Genomic DNA, 18,060 nt, shown 5'->3' on the forward strand with positions numbered 1-18,060 from the left:
CAAAAAGTGTGTCTGACTTTCAGCATTACTGCTGATTAGGCTGGGTAAATCGGGCGGATATAAGCATCAAGACCTTATATCCGCCCGATTAGTGTTCAATCCACCGGAATGGCACCCGCATGTGCTAATCGGGGGTTGGTGTGCTTTCCGGGTGAGTAAAAACAGACCACGATGCCCGATATGCGCTGGGCAAATGAAGAAAAACGGAACCACTTCTAAAGGCACAACCAGGTGGCGATGCAAGGACCCGAACTGCGGCAGTTCCACGACACGAACCCGCACCGACCGCACGCAGACCCGCGACTTTAAAGCCTTCGTCTCTTATGCCACCTCCACAGCAACGTTGTCTGAACTCGCCCAGCAACAAGGGGTAAGCCGTTGGACACTTGACCGCCGATTCAAACCGTTCTGGCTCATCGACATCCCCAACGACGGTGACCCACAGCGCATCTACGACCAGATCTTCATCGACGGTACCTACACCGCCGCCGGATGCTTGCTCGTCGCAGCCAGCCACGACCACGTCATCGCATGGCACTGGACCAAACACGAAACCGCCCACGCCTACACGCAGCTACTCCGCAAAATCGCTGAGCCGCTCTGCGTCGTCCTCGACGGCGGACAAGGCGCACTTACTGCGATTAAAGCCTGCTGGCCGAACGCGATAATCCAACGATGCCTCGTCCATGCGCAACGCGTCATCCGCCGCTACACCACATCACGACCACGCACCGACGCCGGCAAAGCCATCTACGCCCTGGCGTTGAAACTGACCCGTATCACCACACTCGACCAGGCACGGGAGTGGACGCTGCGTCTGCACGACTTCGGACAGGTATTCAAAGCATTCCTCAACGAGAAAACGCCCGTGTCAAAAGAGCGCCGCACACTCAACAACCAGTGGGAATGGACCCATCTGCGAGTTCGCAAGGCATACAACTCCCTGCTGCACCTCTCACGGAAAGGATGGCTGTTTACCTACCTGCAGCCACCACCGAATGCGCTTGAGCCTCAACGCTGGGCTTCAACGACAAACAGTCTGGAAGGCGGCATCAACGCCGGGCTCAAACGCATCGCCGACGCGCATCGCGGCAGGTCCGGGGAACGCCAACGAAAAATGCTCGAGTGGTACCTGCACTCGAAAACGCAACTGCCTGACGACCCATTAAAGATCGCCAGGCAGTGCAATTTCGGCCAAGATCAACTCGCCAAAGTCAACGATCTTGTCGAAGAAGACCACAACAAAGCCGACCATGAAACAGGCCGACCAGCCTTCTACGACAACGCTATCCCAACCGAGTACGAACACTCGATAGGAATCAGAAAAGGCCCCATGAAGTAACAAACGGTGTGCCCGCCCCGCAACACGCCGAGCGGACACACTTTTTGCTACTTAACCCGAAAGTGTCATAAACCCATACAGTTTCACATTTGCAGCCCCAAGTTCGCATCCCCGAGCGAGCGGCCGAAGCGAGCAGCCCGAGCGAGCAGCCCGTGGCTCTTTGGGGTTGTCAGAATCGAATCTCGAAGCCTGCGGTTCCCACGAAGGGCATTTCTTCGATAGTGTGGATTATCGGCTAGAATTTACGCACTGAACCAGACTTGCTCTGCACAGTGGGGGGCTTGGCTCCGGAGAACTTCCCCGGAGTTTGCCCTTGAAGAATTCACGTTTGAGTTTCACTGTGCAGTATCTTTAGGTCTCATATGCACGAAGTAGCGAAGGAGCATCGTGTCTGAGGAAAACCAGACTTTCCAGGCGGCGGCTCGCCCGTCCGGTAAGCGCCAGGCGACGGGCGCGCAGACCACCGTGGCGAAGAAGCCTGCGCGTGAGAAGGAGACCAACGAGCTTTCGACTCGTAACCCTTTGGTTTTCATCAAGCAGGTTGTTGACGAGCTGCGCAAGGTGATTTGGCCGACCGGCCGCCAGATGGTCACCTACAGCATCATCGTGATTCTGTTCCTGATTGCCATGATCGCTCTCGTGTGGGGTGTGGACACGCTGGCCGGTCTGGGTGTCCGATCGGTGTTGGGCAAGTAATCGGTTATACTGTTTCGCAGTGATGCTTTTCATCCCGCCTCCGAGTTCCGGACGGCGGGATTATTCGTTAGCGCAGCTGGTGTCTGGCTGTGCGAAGTGATTGCGGATGGCATATTGGCTCTTAAGACTCTTTAGGCGAAGATGCCAATGTCGCGAACCGTTGATGTAGATACAAGAGGGGTTAGCACGACATGAATGATGGTCAGAATATTTTCTCCGACGCCCAGTCCGCGGATGCTGCCGCAACTGAGCAGGATGCGCAGGGCGCACCGGCTCAGGTAGAAGCTCCGGCCGAGGGTGCAGCCGACGCAGCCGCAGCCGACGCAGCCGCAGCTGACTCTGCTGCAGCAGAAGCAGCGCCGGCAGAGGAGACTGCCGCTGACGCTGAGGCACAGGCAGCTGCTGACGCAGATGCCGAGTACCGTAAGCGCCTGCGCGAGTTCCAGCGTGAGCTCAAGCGTCGTCCGGGCGACTGGTACATCATCCAGTGCTACTCCGGCTACGAGAACAAGGTGAAGACCAACCTGGAAATGCGCGCCCAGACCATGGGTGTCGATGAGCAGATCCACGAGGTCATCGTTCCGGTTGAGGAAGTCGAAGAGCGCAAGGACGACGGCAAGAAGAAGATCGTTAAGCGCAAGCTGCTGCCGGGCTACGTTCTGGTTCGTATGAGCCTGGATGACCCGTCCTGGTCCGTCGTCCGCGACACCCCGGGTGTTACTTCCTTCGTCGGTAGCGAGGGCCAGCCGTCCAAGGTCAAGATTCGCGAGGTCGCTAAGTTCCTCATGCCGAAGGAGACCATCACCGCGGACGCCGCTGAAGAAGCTGCAAATGCTGACGGTGAGCTGGCTGTCGCAGCGGCGCCGCAGGCGGAGAAGAAGGCCGTCGCCATCGACTACGAGGTCGGCGAGTCCGTCACCATCCTGTCCGGTCCGTTCGCATCCGTGGCTGCGACCATCTCCGAGATCGACCCGGACACCGGCCGCATGAAAGCTCTGGTTTCCATCTTCGGCCGTGAGACCCCGGTCGAGCTGGGCATCGATGAGGTCGAGAAGCTGAACTAGGCCTCGCACTAAGCCGGCCGCCAAGCCAAGCGCCGAGCAAGGCACCAGCTAGCTCGCTCGCGCAACCAATCCGGTAACGGATTTTGATGCACGCCATACGCTGCGGTAACGTAGCCAGGCGTGCATTTTTGTGCCTTGAGCACAGATGCGCCAAGTAATTCGTATCCCCGGTGGCTGGCACCAACTCAATGACCAGCGCCAGTGGCCATGATGGTCGAGGGCGCAAGGGTCGTCGTAAAGCGTCGGCATCCGGACGGGGTGAGTCGCCTTTTCATCGGGGCGGCGTGCCCCGGTAACTAGGAAGTAGGTTAATCCGATGGCTCCGAAGAAGAAGCTTTCTGCGATTATTAAGCTGCAGATTCAGGCTGGTCAGGCTAACCCGGCTCCGCCGGTTGGTCCGGCACTGGGTGCCCATGGTGTCAACATCATGGAGTTCTGCAAGGCTTACAACGCAGCAACTGAGAACCAGCGTGGCAACGTTGTCCCGGTTGAAATCTCCGTCTACGAAGACCGCTCCTTCACCTTCGTTCTGAAGACCCCGCCGGCAGCTAAGCTGCTGCTGAAGGCCGCTGGCATTCAGAAGGGCTCTGGCGTTCCGCACACCAACAAGGTCGGTTCCGTGACCTGGGAGCAGTGCAAGGAAATCGCCGAGCTGAAGAAGCCGGACCTGAACGCTAACGACATCGAGATGGGTGCACGCATCATCGCCGGTACCGCTCGCTCCATGGGCATCACCGTCGAGGGCGCAAAGTAAACCGTCAGCGTTTAGCTGCTCCTTCATCAAGTGGTAGGGCCAGCTTCGGCCCGCTACACACCACAATCCAACCATTTCACTTAATTGAGATTGGACTTTTCATGAGCAAGAACTCTAAGGCATACCGCGCCGCCGCCGAGAAGATCGACGCCGGCCGCATCTACTCTCCGCTCGAGGCCGCTAACCTGGCCAAGGAGACCTCCTCCAAGAACTACGACGCCACCATCGACGTTGCCATCCGCCTGGGCGTTGACCCGCGCAAGGCTGACCAGCTGGTTCGCGGCACTGTCTCCCTGCCGAACGGCACCGGTAAGACCGTCCGCGTTGTCGTCTTCGCTGCTGGCGAGAACGCCACCAAGGCTGAAGAGGCCGGCGCTGACTTCGTCGGTTCCGAGGAGCTGATCGAGAAGATTCAGGGCGGCTGGACCGACTTCGACGCTGCTATCGCTACCCCGGACCAGATGGCCAAGGTTGGCCGCGTGGCTCGTATCCTCGGCCCGCGTGGTCTGATGCCGAACCCGAAGACCGGCACCGTTACCCCGGATGTCGCTAAGGCTGTCACCGAGATCAAGGGCGGTAAGATTTCCTTCCGCGTTGACAAGGCTGCAAACCTGCAGGCTGTTATCGGTAAGGCTTCCTTCGACGCTGAGAAGCTGGCCGAGAACTACGGTGCGCTTATCGACGAGCTGATGCGCCTCAAGCCGTCCGCTGCTAAGGGTAAGTACCTGAAGAAGATCACCGTCTCCGCCACCAACGGCCCGGGCATCCCGGTTGACACCAGCGTGATCAAGGACTACACCGCCTAAATCAGCATCAGCCGATAGGTGAGTGTGCTCTTCATGAGTCACTCGAGAGCGACTCTGAGCAAAGCTCTTTAAAACCGCCGCCGCGCGCACTTTCCCACAGTGTGTGAGGTGGCGGTTTTGCATTGGCATAAGGGGTATCGATAGCGCGGTGGGGGCTTGGGCGCGGTAGACGTCGTAAAGCGAATTGCTAATCCAAACAACTAATCCAGGCGAAATGGACTCACAGCCAAAGTTTGTTGCTTAAAATCGCGACTATGACGTTAATTTTGGAACCCGAAGAAGGGCTGGAGGCGCTCGGCGAGATTAATCGCCTGGCGCAGCTCGACGACGGTTCCGGAATTATTGAACCGCAGCTCATCTCGTACCTTGATTCGTTGGGCGACGATGCCTATGACATGCCCTGCCTGCGCATCGCGGGGCAGACGCTGCTGGGCGAGGTACTGACGGGGCTAGGGGAGGACGAGCGCGTAGCTGAGGTCCTTCGCCGCAATATCCAGGATTCTGTGGTGCTTCCGGGGATGAGTGAGGAGGAAGCTCTGCAAGCTCGGGCGGCGCAGGTCGTCGTAGTGCGGTTGTTGCGCATCATTGCGCGGATGGAAGCCGTGGAGCTGCGCAATGTCGTGGCGCAACAGCGCCTGGCATTGCAGATTCCGCCGGTCGTGCGTGTGGCGCTGACACTGACCGTGGATATTCTCGACGCCGCTAGGTTAGACGCGCATCCCGACGACATGGTGCGCGTGGTACTCGACTACGCCGACCAAGTGCTCTGGCTTGCCGACGATGACCTGAATGCGTACTTTGCCGAGCTCGAGATGATTGTCCAGCAACGTGAGAAGGACCTGGAGTTCGGCCGCTTCGGAGAGCCAGGTGCGGCGCGGTTTGGATAGGCGATTTGGTTAATTGCCAGGGTCTGGTATAAAGTTTCTTCACGAAGTTTGACCGGCTTCCAATCGGTACCAACATCGAGTTGGGAAGATGGAGGTTGGTACTCAAGTTTCACCGAAGACCGTCGGTCATTCGCTTTGAAAGAAGCGGATTGAAGGTTTCATTGTAGGAATACAGTGAGCGGCCCACGCAGGAGGACTTGGAAGCGCTTGCGCAGTTTAACTTCACCTGCTGACCACGGCGTCGGCGGAGTTGAAGTGGAACATGCCACAAGAATTGTGCGCCCCATCCTTGTGCGAGGATTGGGGCGTTTGTTGTATTTGCGCAAAAGAATCCTTCACTTGGCCGAGCGGAAAATTGCAAAGACCAGGAAGGAGGCGAGAGTACACATGGCAGCAAATGCTGAGAAGATTGCAGCTGTTGCAGCGCTGAAGCAGGACGTTGAAGAGTCCAACGCTATCGTGCTGACTGAGTACCGCGGCCTGTCCGTTGCGGAAATCACGGAACTGCGTCGCGCCCTCGGTGCTGATGTTAAGTACTCCGTCGCCAAGAACACCATGATCAAGATCGCTGCCGACGAGGCAGGGATTGAGGGTCTTGATGAGCACCTGAACGGCCCGACTGCAGTCGCCTTCATCAAGGGCGAGGCTGTGGATGCGGCTAAGGCGATTAAGAAGTTCGCCGGTGACAACAAGAACCTCGTGATCAAGGGCGGCTACATGGACGGTGCTGCAATGGATGCAGCACAGTTCGAGGCTCTTGCGGATATGGATAACCGTGAGACCACGCTGGCAAAGCTGGCTGGTGCCTTCAACGGCGTTCTGGCGAACGTCGCTGGCCTGCTCGACGCTCCGACCTCCTCGGTTGCCCGCCTTGCTGCGGCACTCGAGGAAAAGAAGTAATCCCGAGCGGCTCGCGATCTACGCGAACTAAATCACGCGAAAAACTTTTCAATATCACTTTGACGGCTTCGACCCCAGGGATCTCTGAGGGGAGCGGCCGCACCACACTCATAGGAGAATATCCATGGCTAAGTACACCACTGAGGAACTGCTCGAGGCTTTCAAGGAAATGACCCTCGTTGAGCTCACCGAGTTCAAGAAGGCTTTCGAGGAAGAGTTCGACGTCACCGCTGCTGCTCCGGTTGCAGTTGCTGCTGCAGGCGCTGCTGGCGGCGAGGCTGCTGCTGAGGAGAAGGACGAGTTCGACGTCGTCCTCGAGGACGCTGGCGCTAAGAAGATCGGCGTTATTAAGGCTGTCCGCGAGATCGTCTCCGGCCTGGGCCTGAAGGAGGCTAAGGAGATGGTTGAGTCCGCTCCGAAGGCTATCCTGGAGGGTGCTTCCAAGGACGACGCTGAGGCTGCTAAGGCTAAGCTGGAAGAGGCTGGCGCAAAGGTTGCCCTCAAGTAATTCAAATACTTGCCTCGGCCCCGGTAGTGGCCTAAAGCTACCAATTATGACCGCCAATTCTGGGCTTCGTGCCCGGGGTTGGCGGTTCTTTTGTTTCTGGGGCCTTTGCTAACCCGCCTGACCCGGGCAAAACCTCACTAATCTCACCCGTCACAGGGAGTTGAGGCAAAAACCAGCCCACTCATTGTCTTGATTACCCTTATTGGCCTGTAAAGTATCTAACATGCTCTCACGGCCGAGAATTCTGTCTATCCTTCTGTTGGGTCTAGGCACCGCACTGCTTGCTGCTGGCATTTTGCTGCCCAAAGTGCTCAATGTTGATCCCAAAATGCCGCTTGACCTGCCGCCGGTGTCGTATACCCTGCGGGCGGAAGACGGCGTATCCACCAGGATTAACGAAGAGGGCAAGCGGGAAGAAGTGCACTCGCCGCTGCAGCGACAGCTTCACGGCGTGCTCATCGAACCCGCGGATGCGGACAAGGTTTCGCTCCGCGTCGGCGTGACTGAAATGCGTGAGCTTCCCCCTGAGGTTATCGGCACCGACCCGCTGACGGAGCTTATCGAGGCCAATATCTGGACAGTTACCATCGACCGACTCACCGGCGAGGCGCTGGCTCCTGCGACACTTGTCGACCGCATGGCGGGCGTTCCACGGTCAGTGGCTTTCGAGGGGAACTGGGTGAAGCTCCCGGCCGACACGGAGGAAAAGGAATACCTGATCTTTGATGATCTCCTCCACGATTCCTTGCCAGCAAAGTTTGTCGGGGAAGAGGAGCGCGGTGGTAACCGTGTCCTGCATTTCCGTCAGGACATTGAGAAGACGAATCTCGCCCAGAAGTACCGTTCTTATGTCTCTCAGCTAACCCAGGATGACAAGTCCGGCTTCCTCCAGTACCAGGGCACCCGTGATTTGTGGGTTGAGCCCAAGTCTGGCTCGGTCATCGATATGGCCGAGGACATCCACCTTTGGTGGGAGACCCGCGATGGCGAGCCGATCATGGACTACCTGCGCTTCAACGGCAAGATGGACGAAGGCCTTTCCAATCAGCTTCTCTTTGGCGCAATACAGAATTTCCAGCGCCCAGCTCTAGAGCCGTGGTCAATCGGCCTCATTGCGTCCGGTTCGATTCTGGTATTCATCGCAATCGTGGGCATCGTGCGTCCTTCGACCCGTCGTAAAGCAGAGTAACGCTTTACGACGGCCATAGCGCCCAGGCCTCATCGTTATATCGGTAACGGGTGAATGCGACACGCCCGATTTGTCAAGTTGTACTAGACAACTGCCAGTTTTTGATATAGGCTAAATCGTTGCGCTGGAATTAGTGTATCTGTCGCCAGCTCTTTTATAGTTTGCGCTCGGAGCGCGGGGCTATTATGTAGCACCGTTTTTCGTGCATCTAGCTGTTAAAGGAGTTGCTGCGGCGCCGCCGTTAGGGCTCGGGGGCTCGCCTTTAAAGGCTGGTCTTGGAGGCCAAGTGGCGGGGGAATCACTTTCGTGTGTGACCAAAGGTTAGACGCAAAGTATCCCGGTGCGCAACAGAAATAATTCCTGCAACTTGAATCGCGTATAAACCAAGCGGGCGGAGCGCACCACCGGTTGCCGGTGTGCTCCACCGCGTGAGGTGCTGGAAGGACGCATCTTGGCAGTCTCCCGCCAGACCAAGGCAGTAACCGGTATTCCCGGAGCTTCGAAGAGGTACTCGTTTGCAAAGATTCAGGAGCCGATTGCGGTTCCTGGTCTGCTCGACCTGCAGCGTGAGTCTTTCGCATGGCTCATTGGCACGCCTGAGTGGCGTGCTCGTCGCCAGGAGGAGCTCGGAGAAGACGCTCGGGTTACCAGCGGTCTCGAAGATATTCTAGAAGAGCTCTCTCCGATCGAGGACTACTCCCAGAAGATGTCCCTGACGCTGTCGGACCCATGGTTCGACTCCGTCAAGAACACCGTGGATGAGTCCAAGGATAAGGACATCAACTACTCGGCTCCCCTCTACGTCACCGCGGAGTTCACCAACCGCGAGACCGGTGAGATCAAGAGCCAGACCGTCTTCATCGGTGACTTCCCGATGATGACGGACAAGGGTACGTTCATCGTCAACGGAACTGAGCGTGTCGTTGTTTCTCAGCTGGTGCGCTCTCCGGGTGTCTACTTCGATGAGACCATCGACAAGTCCACCGAGCGCCCGCTGCACTCGGTGAAGATTATTCCGTCGCGCGGTGCGTGGCTGGAGTTCGACGTCGACAAGCGGGACACCGTCGGCGTTCGTATTGACCGTAAGCGTCGCCAGCCGGTCACGGTTCTGCTGAAGGCTTTCGGCTGGACCACCGAGGAGATCAAGGAGCGCTTCGGCTTCTCTGAGATCATGATGGCCACCCTGGAGAAGGACGGTGTTGCAAACACCGACGAGGCTCTGCTGGAGATTTACCGCAAGCAGCGCCCGGGTGAGCCGCCGACGCGCGAGTCCGCGCTGGCTCTGCTGGAGAACAATTTCTTCAAGCCGAAGCGCTACGACCTGGCTAAGGTCGGTCGCTACAAGGTCAACCGCAAGCTGGGTCTGGGCGCTGATGCCTCCGGCGAGATGGTTCTGACCGAGCAGGATATTGCTACCACCATCGAATACCTTGTGCGCCTGCACGACGGCGAGAATGTTATGACCTCGCCGGAAGGTGTCGAGATCCCGGTTGAGACCGACGATATCGACCACTTCGGTAACCGTCGTCTGCGTACCGTAGGCGAGCTGATTCAGAACCAGGTCCGCGTGGGTCTGTCCCGCATGGAACGCGTGGTTCGTGAGCGCATGACCACTCAGGACGTGGAGTCGATCCAGCCGACCACCCTGATTAACGTGCGCCCGGTTTCCGCGGCTATCCGTGAGTTCTTCGGTACTTCCCAGCTGTCCCAGTTCATGGACCAGAACAACTCGCTGTCGGGTCTGACCCACAAGCGTCGTCTGTCCGCACTGGGCCCGGGTGGTCTGACCCGTGACCGTGCTGGCCTTGAGGTTCGAGACGTTCACCCGTCCCACTACGGTCGCATGTGTCCAATTGAGACCCCAGAGGGTCCGAACATTGGTCTGATTGGTTCGCTGTCCTGCTACGCACGCGTGAACCCGTTCGGTTTCATTGAGACTCCGTACCGTCGCGTCCGCGATGGTGTCATCACCGACGAGGTCGACTACCTCACCGCTGATGAGGAAGACCGCTACGTCGTCGCGCAGGCCAACACCCCGATCGACGAGAACGGCCACTTTGTTCAGGAGACTCTGTCTGTTCGTAAGAAGGGTGGTGACGTCGAGTCCGTCCGCGCCGATGAGGTCGACTACCTCGATGTTTCCCCGCGTCAGATGGTCTCTGTGGCTACCGCCATGATTCCGTTCCTCGAGCACGACGACGCTAACCGTGCCCTGATGGGTGCGAACATGCAGCGCCAGGCTGTGCCGCTGCTGCGTTCGGAGGCTCCGTTCGTCGGTACTGGTATGGAGCAGCGTGCTGCTTACGACGCCGGCGATGTCATTGTCGCTTCGGCCACCGGTGTGGTCGAGACCGTGTCGGCAGACTTCATCACCATCATGGATGATGAGGGCCAGCGCCACACCTACCTGCTGCGCAAGTTTGAACGCACCAACCAGGGCACCTGCTACAACCAGAAGCCTCTGGTTGACGAAGGCCAGCGTGTTGAGGCCGGCCAGGTCATCGCTGACGGTCCGGGTACCGACAACGGTGAGATGGCACTTGGTAAGAACCTGCTCGTGGCATTCATGCCGTGGGAAGGACACAACTACGAGGACGCCATCATCCTGAACCAGCGCATGGTTGAGGAGGACATCCTGACCTCGATTCACATCGAGGAGCACGAGATTGATGCCCGCGACACCAAGCTGGGTCCGGAGGAAATCACCCGTGACATCCCGAACGCATCCGAGGAGATGCTGAAGGATCTGGATGACCGCGGTATCGTCCGCATCGGTGCCGACGTTCGCGACGGTGACATCCTGGTCGCTAAGACCACGCCGAAGGGCGAGACTGAGCTGACTCCGGAGGAGCGCCTGCTGCGCGCTATCTTCGGCGAGAAGTCCCGCGAGGTCCGTGACACCTCCATGCGTGTTCCGCACGGTGAGTCCGGCAAGGTCATCGGCGTCCGCGTCTTCTCCCGTGAAGACGATGACGACCTGGCACCGGGTGTCAACGAGATGGTCCGCGTCTACGTTGCGCAGAAGCGCAAGATCCAGGACGGCGACAAGATGGCAGGTCGCCACGGTAACAAGGGTGTTATCGGCAAGATCCTGCCGCAGGAGGACATGCCGTTCCTGCCGGACGGCACCCCGGTCGACATCATTCTGAACACCCACGGTGTTCCGCGTCGTATGAACATCGGCCAGGTCCTCGAGGTTCACCTCGGCTGGCTGGCGAAGGCCGGCTGGAGCATTGAGGGCGACCCGGATTGGGCTAAGCGTCTTCCGGCAGACCTGCACGACGTTCCGTCCGACTCCCTGGTCGCAACCCCAGTGTTCGACGGTGCTGAGAACGAGGAGCTCGCTGGTCTGCTCGCGTCGTCCCGCCCGAACCGTGACGGCGAGGTGCTGGTCAACGCTGACGGTAAGGCCACGCTGTTCGACGGCCGCTCTGGCGAGAAGTTCCCGTTCCCGGTTTCGGTGGGCTACATGTACATGCTGAAGCTGCACCACCTGGTCGACGAGAAGATTCACGCTCGTTCCACCGGTCCGTACTCCATGATTACCCAGCAGCCGCTGGGTGGTAAGGCCCAGTTCGGTGGTCAGCGCTTCGGTGAGATGGAGGTGTGGGCAATGCAGGCATACGGCGCTGCCTACACCCTGCAGGAGCTGCTCACCATCAAGTCCGATGACGTGGTTGGCCGCGTCAAGGTCTACGAGGCAATCGTGAAGGGCGACAACATTCCGGATCCGGGTATTCCGGAGTCGTTCAAGGTGCTTCTGAAGGAACTGCAGTCGCTCTGCCTGAACGTTGAGGTCCTTTCGGCCGACGGCGTTCCGGTTGAGTTGGGCTCCTCCGACGATGAGGAACTCGACCACGCGACCGCATCCCTCGGCATTAACCTGTCCCGCGATGAGCGTTCCGACGCTGACTCCGCATAGTTTCTCGCTTAACGACGAAACATTGCGTGAGTATCAGGGTCGGGAAGCCCTAACTCGCGAATAACCCAACACAGACGACAACGTACAAAAACCTCCGCAGAGAATTTGGTTTCCGCATTACTTCGATGCGGAGGGAAAGGGAAAACAGGTGCTCGACGTCAACAACTTTGACGAGCTCCGGATTGGGCTCGCTACCGCCGACGACATCCGCCGCTGGTCTCGCGGTGAGGTCAAGAAGCCCGAGACGATTAACTACCGTACGCTGAAGCCGGAAAAGGATGGCCTTTTCTGTGAGCGTATCTTCGGCCCGACCCGTGACTGGGAGTGTGCTTGTGGTAAGTACAAGCGCGTTCGCTTCAAGGGCATCATCTGTGAACGCTGTGGCGTTGAGGTGACCAAGTCGAAGGTTCGCCGTGAGCGCATGGGCCACATTGAGCTGGCCGCTCCGGTCACTCACATCTGGTACTTCAAGGGTGTGCCGTCCCGCCTCGGCTACCTGCTCGACTTGGCTCCGAAGGATCTGGAAAAGATCATCTACTTCGCTGCCAACATCATCACTTCTGTGGATGAAGAGGCTCGCCACAACGACCAGGAAACCCTCGAAGCAGACATGCTCGTGGACAAGAAGCTGGTTGAGGACGACCGCGACCAGGAGCTGGCCGAGCGCGCCCAGACCCTGGAAGAGGATCTGGCTGAGCTCGAGGCAGCCGGTGCCAAGGCTGACGCCCGCAAGAAGGTTCAGTCTGCAGCCGAGCGCGAGATGCGCCACATCCGTGAGCGCGCCCAGCGCGAGCTGGATCGTCTCGATGAGATTTGGAACACCTTCATCAAGCTCGAGCCGAAGCAGATGATTATCGACGAGGGTATTTACACCGAGCTCGTCGACCGCTACGAGGACTACTTCACCGGTGGTATGGGTGCTGAGGCTATTCAGACCCTGATCCGCAACTTCGACCTGGCCAAGGAGGCCGAGGAGCTGCGCGAGATTATTCGCGACGGCAAGGGACAGAAGAAGATGCGCGCCCTCAAGCGCCTGAAGGTTGTCACTGCATTCCTGCAGTCCGGCAACGACCCGGCCGCTATGGTGCTTGACTGCATCCCGGTGATTCCGCCGGAGCTGCGCCCGATGGTGCAGCTCGACGGTGGCCGCTTTGCGACCTCGGACTTGAACGACCTCTACCGTCGTGTCATCAACCGCAACAACCGCCTGAAGCGCATGATCGACCTCGGCGCTCCGGAGATCATCGTCAACAACGAGAAGCGCATGCTTCAGGAATCCGTTGACGCACTGTTCGACAACGGGCGTCGTGGCCGCCCGGTCACTGGTCCGGGTAACCGCCCGCTGAAGTCCCTGAGCGACCTGCTCAAGGGTAAGCAGGGTCGTTTCCGTCAGAACCTGCTGGGTAAGCGTGTTGACTACTCCGGCCGTTCGGTTATTATCGTCGGCCCGCAGCTGAAGCTGCACCAGTGTGGTCTGCCGAAGCTGATGGCTCTCGAGCTGTTCAAGCCGTTCGTGATGAAGGAGCTCGTGGCCAAGAGCTACGCGCAGAACATCAAGAGCGCAAAGCGCATGGTTGAGCGTCAGCGCCCAGAGGTCTGGGACGTCCTCGAAGATGTCATTACCGGACACCCGGTCCTGCTGAACCGTGCACCTACGCTGCACCGCCTGGGTATTCAGGCGTTCGAGCCGGTCCTGGTTGAGGGTAAGGCAATTCAGCTGCACCCACTGGCATGTGAAGCTTTCAATGCTGACTTCGACGGTGACCAGATGGCAGTCCACCTGCCGCTGTCCGCTGAAGCACAGGCCGAGGCTCGTGTCCTGATGCTGTCCTCGAACAACATTCTGTCACCGGCTTCCGGTAAGCCGCTGGCTATGCCGCGTCTGGATATGGTCACTGGCCTGTACTTCCTGACGCTGGAGAAGCCGGAGCTGCCGGGTGGCCACCAGGATGCCACCGAGGACGCACCGGAGCAGGGTATTTACACCAGCCCGGCCGAGGCCATCATGGCTTACGACCGCGGTGCAATTGGCCTGCAGAGCCCGATTAAGGTTCGCATCAGCCACCTGCGTCCGCCGGCCGAGATTGAGGCCGAGCAGTTCCCAGACGGTTGGAACAAGGGCGATACCTGGCTGGCTTCGACCACGCTGGGTCGCGTTATGTTCAACGACCTGCTGCCGTGGAACTACCCATACGTCGAAGGCGTTATGGCTAAGAAGCCGCAGGCTGCGATCATCAACGACTTGGCTGCCAAGTACCCGATGATCACGGTCGCTCAGACCGTCGACAAGCTCAAGGATGCTGGTTTCTACTGGGCTACCCGTTCTGGTGTCACCATTGCTATGTCTGACGTGCTGGTTCTCCCGAACAAGCGGGAGATCCTGAACGGCTACGAAGAGAAGGCCGCCACGGTGGAGAAGAAGTTCCGCCGCGGTAAGCTCTCGGCTGCTGAGCGTCACGAGTCGCTGGTTAACCTGTGGAAGGCCGCGACGGCTGAGGTCGGTGAAAAGGTCGAGGCTCTGTACCCGGATGACAATCCGATTCCGATGATCGTGAAGTCGGGTGCTGCCGGTAACATGGGCCAGATTCACTCGCTGGCCGGCATGAAGGGCATGGTTACGAACCCGCGTGGTGAATACATCACCCGTCCGATTAAGACCTCCTTCCGCGAAGGCCTGTCGGTTCTCGAGTACTTCAACAACTCGCACGGTTCCCGTAAGGGTCTGGCCGATACCGCGCTTCGTACCGCTGACTCGGGTTACCTGACCCGTCGTCTGGTCGACGTTGCGCAGGACGTCATCGTTCGCGAAGAGGACTGTGGCACCCACGATGGTGTCATTGTCGAGATCGGCGAGGATGTTCTGGACGCAGCCGGTAACCCGACCGGCGAGATTCGTCGTGCGAAGTACGTCGAGACTGCCGCGATTGCTCGTGTGCTGGCAGCCGATGTCACCGACGCTGAGGGCAATGTCCTTATCTCGGCTGACACCGACCTGAACGACGACCACATCACCCTGGCTCTCAGCCACGGTGTCAAGGAAGTCAAGGTCCGCTCGGTTCTGGCCTGTTCCACCGCAACCGGTGTCTGTGCCAAGTGCTACGGTCGCTCGATGGCAACCGGCAAGCTGGTCGACATCGGAGAGGCTGTCGGTATTGTTGCTGCGCAGTCCATTGGTGAGCCGGGTACCCAGCTGACCATGCGTACGTTCCACCAGGGTGGTGTCGGTGGCGACATTACCGGTGGTCTGCCGCGTGTCCAGGAGCTGTTTGAGGCCCGCGTGCCGAAGAACAAGGCTCCGCTGGTCCGCGAAAACGGTCGCGTGCGCCTGGAGGAGGACGAGCACTTCTACACGCTCACCCTCATCCCGGATGCCAACAGCGAGGACGAGGTCGTATACGACAAGCTGTCCAAGCGTCAGGGCCTGGCTGAGATCACCGTCGATGGCCGTCGTCGCGCCATCCGCGATGGTGACCACGTGGTCAAGGGTCAGCAGCTGCTCAAGGGCGCTGCCGATCCGCACGAGGTCCTCGAGGTTCTGGGCCGCCGAGGCGTCCAGCGCCACCTCATCGAGGAAGTCCAGTCGGTCTACCGTGATCAGGGTGTGGCCATTCACGACAAGCACATCGAGGTTATCGTCAGCCAGATGCTGCGCCGCGTGATTGTGTCTAAGCCAGGTGACTCCGACCTGCTGCCAGGTGCACTGGTCGAGCGCTCCACGGTCATGGCTAAGAACCGCGAGATTGTCGCCTCCGGTGGCAGCGTCATCGAGGGCCGTCGCGTGCTGATGGGTATTACCAAGGCATCGCTGGCCACCGAGTCCTGGCTGTCCGCCGCCTCCTTCCAGGAGACGACACGCGTGCTTACCGACGCCGCTATCAACAAGCGCTCGGATAAGCTCATCGGCCTGAAGGAGAACGTGATCATCGGTAAGCTGATTCCGGCTGGTACGGGTATCTCGCGCTACCGCAACATCACGGTTGAGCCGACTGAGGAAGCTGCCCGCCAGGCAGCCGCTCCGTTCGCTTCCTTCGGTGAGGGCTTCTACGGCGCCGAGGACACCTACGGCATCGACCAGGTCGGTTCCGCAGTTCCGCTGGATGACATCGGAACCTTCGAGTAAAAACCAATAGCTTTGCGGCAGTGGCTGGGGGGGGGAGCGGGAGAATTCCCTCGGTCACTGTCTGGCAAAGCACCTCGCCTAACAGTTGGGGCTTCGTGCTCTACCTGTTAGGTGGCAACCGGAAAAATCCTCCGGCACAGTTGTGGCTTACTAGCGGATTGCTAGTTCGTCACGGTCGTGCCGGAGGATTTTTCTTTGTCGAGGAAACCCAACTGGAAAACTCGGCTGGAGACTGAAGAAAGGCGATAGGAACAGAGGCAGAGGCAGGGGAGGGAGGGAGGGCTAGGGGTCCGTCCCGGCCTCCTTCCTCTACATCTTGAGAGCCTCTGCAATCGGGGTGTTGCCCTCGTTGAAGTTAATCATGCGACCAACGGTAGCCTCGTTGAACACGGTCTGCGCGATGACATTGGCAACGGTCGCACGAGCGACCTCGCCTGCCTTGTCCGCCGTGGTGTCGATGGAATCCTGGCCCTCGTTGAGCGTGAGCGCACTCGGGCCGAGAATGGTCCATTCCAGGTTTGAAGCGCGCAGCGCTTCGTCGGCTGCAGCCTTGGACTCGGCATAGGCAAAGAAGCTGTGATCCTCTGGAACGCCATGGTCGTGGCCCGCACCAAAGTAAGAGACCATCACGTAGCGCTTAACGCCAGCCTGCTCGGCTGCGGCAATCGAAGTAATAGCTGCGTCGCGGTCGATCGCGTACGTCCGTTCTGGTGAACCTCCACCAGCGCCGGCGGACCAAATCACAGCGTCGTGCCCGCTGAGAAGGTCCGCAAACTGTTCGGTTGAGAGACTGGCGATGTCGTAAACGGCTGGTGTGGCGCCGAGAGCCTCGATATCCGGAACCTGGTCGGGGTTGCGAATAACAGACGTGACCTCGTAGCCATCGTCGATAAGTAGGGGAGTAGCGATTTGGGCCACCTTGCCGTGGCCGCCAATGACAATAACCTTCTTAGACATGTCCCCACCTATACGCTGCCAGTACACTGCTGGCAATGAAGAAGGCATTCGCCTGTGGTGAACATGGCGATTAAGTTTCTCCAGCGCTGATGCAGGACAGTACTATGGGCAAACCGAACGGACGGCAGAATTGGCCGAGTTATCGATTCAAACCGGCATAGTAACGTCTGCGTCTTTTGGGGCGAGGCGCGCCGTGCTGAACACCCAAAAATTTGATCACCAAGCCCACAAGCGCTCAAAGTGCTTGAAATTTATAGGCCATTACCAGGGTGTTTGGACTAAACCCGCAGCTCGCGTACTGTTATACAACGATCCCAGAAAAGAATTGGGAACTTGAGACATTACCCAGTAGGCCAGCGAGAGCGGCTGACTGGGTTTCGCACGTTCAAAATCCCTCCATTTCTTGCGTTCAACCGATGGGCTCACCACTGGATGAGTAATAACTTTTCTTGTGATGCATTCACACGGAAGGTGGTTACTCCGCTGCGGTTGGCATCGGTCGTGAGAATGTCCAGCGAGGATTGAAAACAGAAAGAGGCTTCATGCCCACTATTCAGCAGCTGGTCCGCAAGGGCCGCCATGACAAGAAGGCTAAGGTTGCAACCGCAGCTCTGAAGGGTTCCCCTCAGCGCCGCGGCGTTTGCACCCGTGTTTACACCACCACCCCGAAGAAGCCGAACTCGGCTCTTCGTAAGGTCGCTCGTGTTCGCCTGACCTCCGGTGTCGAGGTTTCGGCTTACATTCCGGGTGAGGGCCACAACCTGCAGGAGCACTCCATGGTGCTCGTTCGCGGTGGTCGTGTTAAGGACCTCCCGGGTGTCCGCTACAAGATCGTCCGTGGTTCCCTTGACACCCAGGGCGTCAAGGACCGCAAGCAGGCTCGTTCCCGCTACGGCGCAAAGAAGGAGAAGTAAG

At 58.8% G+C, this 18,060-nt stretch carries 13 protein-coding genes; 12 read left to right on the top strand and 1 reads right to left on the bottom strand.

The features are described 5' to 3' along the window. The first annotated feature begins 151 nt into the window (after window positions 1-151). From ADM64_RS03895 to ADM64_RS03945, 11 genes are all read left to right on the top strand, one after another. Window positions 152-1,342: an IS1249 family transposase gene (locus ADM64_RS03895; protein ID WP_162838042.1), complete on the top strand. Its 1,191-nt coding sequence runs from the start codon at window positions 152-154 to the stop codon at window positions 1,340-1,342. 387 nt (window positions 1,343-1,729) lie between these two features. Next, window positions 1,730-2,038, top strand: coding sequence for a preprotein translocase subunit SecE (secE, locus tag ADM64_RS03900; protein WP_016422041.1), 309 nt, complete (start codon window positions 1,730-1,732; stop codon window positions 2,036-2,038). A gap of 191 nt (window positions 2,039-2,229) precedes the next feature. Further along, window positions 2,230-3,102 (top strand): transcription termination/antitermination protein NusG, encoded by an 873-nt coding sequence (nusG, locus tag ADM64_RS03905; RefSeq protein WP_049193216.1) that lies wholly within the window; start codon window positions 2,230-2,232, stop codon window positions 3,100-3,102. A 316-nt stretch (window positions 3,103-3,418) separates the two neighbouring features. Next, complete coding sequence (gene rplK / locus ADM64_RS03910; protein ID WP_016422043.1) at window positions 3,419-3,856, top strand: 50S ribosomal protein L11; 438 nt, start codon at window positions 3,419-3,421, stop codon at window positions 3,854-3,856. Between the two features lie 101 nt (window positions 3,857-3,957). Continuing rightward, entirely contained in the window at window positions 3,958-4,662 is a 705-nt protein-coding gene (rplA, locus tag ADM64_RS03915) for a 50S ribosomal protein L1 (protein ID WP_016422044.1), read from the top strand. 254 nt (window positions 4,663-4,916) lie between these two features. Next, window positions 4,917-5,549 carry a hypothetical protein gene (locus ADM64_RS03920; RefSeq protein ID WP_049193217.1) on the top strand — a complete coding sequence of 211 codons (633 nt, stop codon included), beginning with the start codon at window positions 4,917-4,919 and terminating at the stop codon, window positions 5,547-5,549. Window positions 5,550-5,936: 387 nt separating this feature from the next. After that, window positions 5,937-6,449 (top strand): 50S ribosomal protein L10, encoded by a 513-nt coding sequence (gene rplJ, locus ADM64_RS03925; protein WP_016422046.1) that lies wholly within the window; start codon window positions 5,937-5,939, stop codon window positions 6,447-6,449. 124 nt (window positions 6,450-6,573) lie between these two features. Next, window positions 6,574-6,957 carry a 50S ribosomal protein L7/L12 gene (gene rplL, locus ADM64_RS03930; protein ID WP_016422047.1) on the top strand — a complete coding sequence of 128 codons (384 nt, stop codon included), beginning with the start codon at window positions 6,574-6,576 and terminating at the stop codon, window positions 6,955-6,957. A 223-nt stretch (window positions 6,958-7,180) separates the two neighbouring features. Beyond that, window positions 7,181-8,146 (top strand): DUF3068 domain-containing protein, encoded by a 966-nt coding sequence (locus ADM64_RS03935; protein WP_049170045.1) that lies wholly within the window; start codon window positions 7,181-7,183, stop codon window positions 8,144-8,146. 433 nt (window positions 8,147-8,579) lie between these two features. Beyond that, window positions 8,580-12,068, top strand: coding sequence for a DNA-directed RNA polymerase subunit beta (locus ADM64_RS03940; RefSeq protein ID WP_042388391.1), 3,489 nt, complete (start codon window positions 8,580-8,582; stop codon window positions 12,066-12,068). A gap of 148 nt (window positions 12,069-12,216) precedes the next feature. Continuing rightward, window positions 12,217-16,188: a DNA-directed RNA polymerase subunit beta' gene (locus ADM64_RS03945; protein WP_049193218.1), complete on the top strand. Its 3,972-nt coding sequence runs from the start codon at window positions 12,217-12,219 to the stop codon at window positions 16,186-16,188. A gap of 309 nt (window positions 16,189-16,497) precedes the next feature. Here the strand turns inward: ADM64_RS03945 and ADM64_RS03950 are convergent, their stop codons facing one another. Then, window positions 16,498-17,145, bottom strand: coding sequence for an SDR family oxidoreductase (locus ADM64_RS03950; RefSeq protein WP_049193219.1), 648 nt, complete (start codon window positions 17,143-17,145; stop codon window positions 16,498-16,500). A 542-nt stretch (window positions 17,146-17,687) separates the two neighbouring features. Here ADM64_RS03950 and rpsL point away from each other — a divergent pair. Then, entirely contained in the window at window positions 17,688-18,059 is a 372-nt protein-coding gene (rpsL, locus tag ADM64_RS03955; protein ID WP_038627636.1) for a 30S ribosomal protein S12, read from the top strand. Window position 18,060 lies beyond the last annotated feature (1 nt).

It is taken from the genome of Corynebacterium sp. 401_CJEI (assembly GCF_001076435.1).
Taxonomy (GTDB): domain Bacteria; phylum Actinomycetota; class Actinomycetes; order Mycobacteriales; family Mycobacteriaceae; genus Corynebacterium; species Corynebacterium jeikeium_D.

Coding starts and splice junctions, on each gene's coding strand:
- rpsL (WP_038627636.1), top strand. CDS start 17,688: ATGCCCACTATTCAGCAGCTGGTCCGCAAGGGCCGCCATGACAAGAAG.
- ADM64_RS03935 (WP_049170045.1), top strand. CDS start 7,181: ATGCTCTCACGGCCGAGAATTCTGTCTATCCTTCTGTTGGGTCTAGGC.
- rplK (WP_016422043.1), top strand. CDS start 3,419: ATGGCTCCGAAGAAGAAGCTTTCTGCGATTATTAAGCTGCAGATTCAG.
- rplJ (WP_016422046.1), top strand. CDS start 5,937: ATGGCAGCAAATGCTGAGAAGATTGCAGCTGTTGCAGCGCTGAAGCAG.
- rplL (WP_016422047.1), top strand. CDS start 6,574: ATGGCTAAGTACACCACTGAGGAACTGCTCGAGGCTTTCAAGGAAATG.
- ADM64_RS03950 (WP_049193219.1), bottom strand. CDS start 17,145: ATGTCTAAGAAGGTTATTGTCATTGGCGGCCACGGCAAGGTGGCCCAA.
- rplA (WP_016422044.1), top strand. CDS start 3,958: ATGAGCAAGAACTCTAAGGCATACCGCGCCGCCGCCGAGAAGATCGAC.
- nusG (WP_049193216.1), top strand. CDS start 2,230: ATGAATGATGGTCAGAATATTTTCTCCGACGCCCAGTCCGCGGATGCT.
- ADM64_RS03920 (WP_049193217.1), top strand. CDS start 4,917: ATGACGTTAATTTTGGAACCCGAAGAAGGGCTGGAGGCGCTCGGCGAG.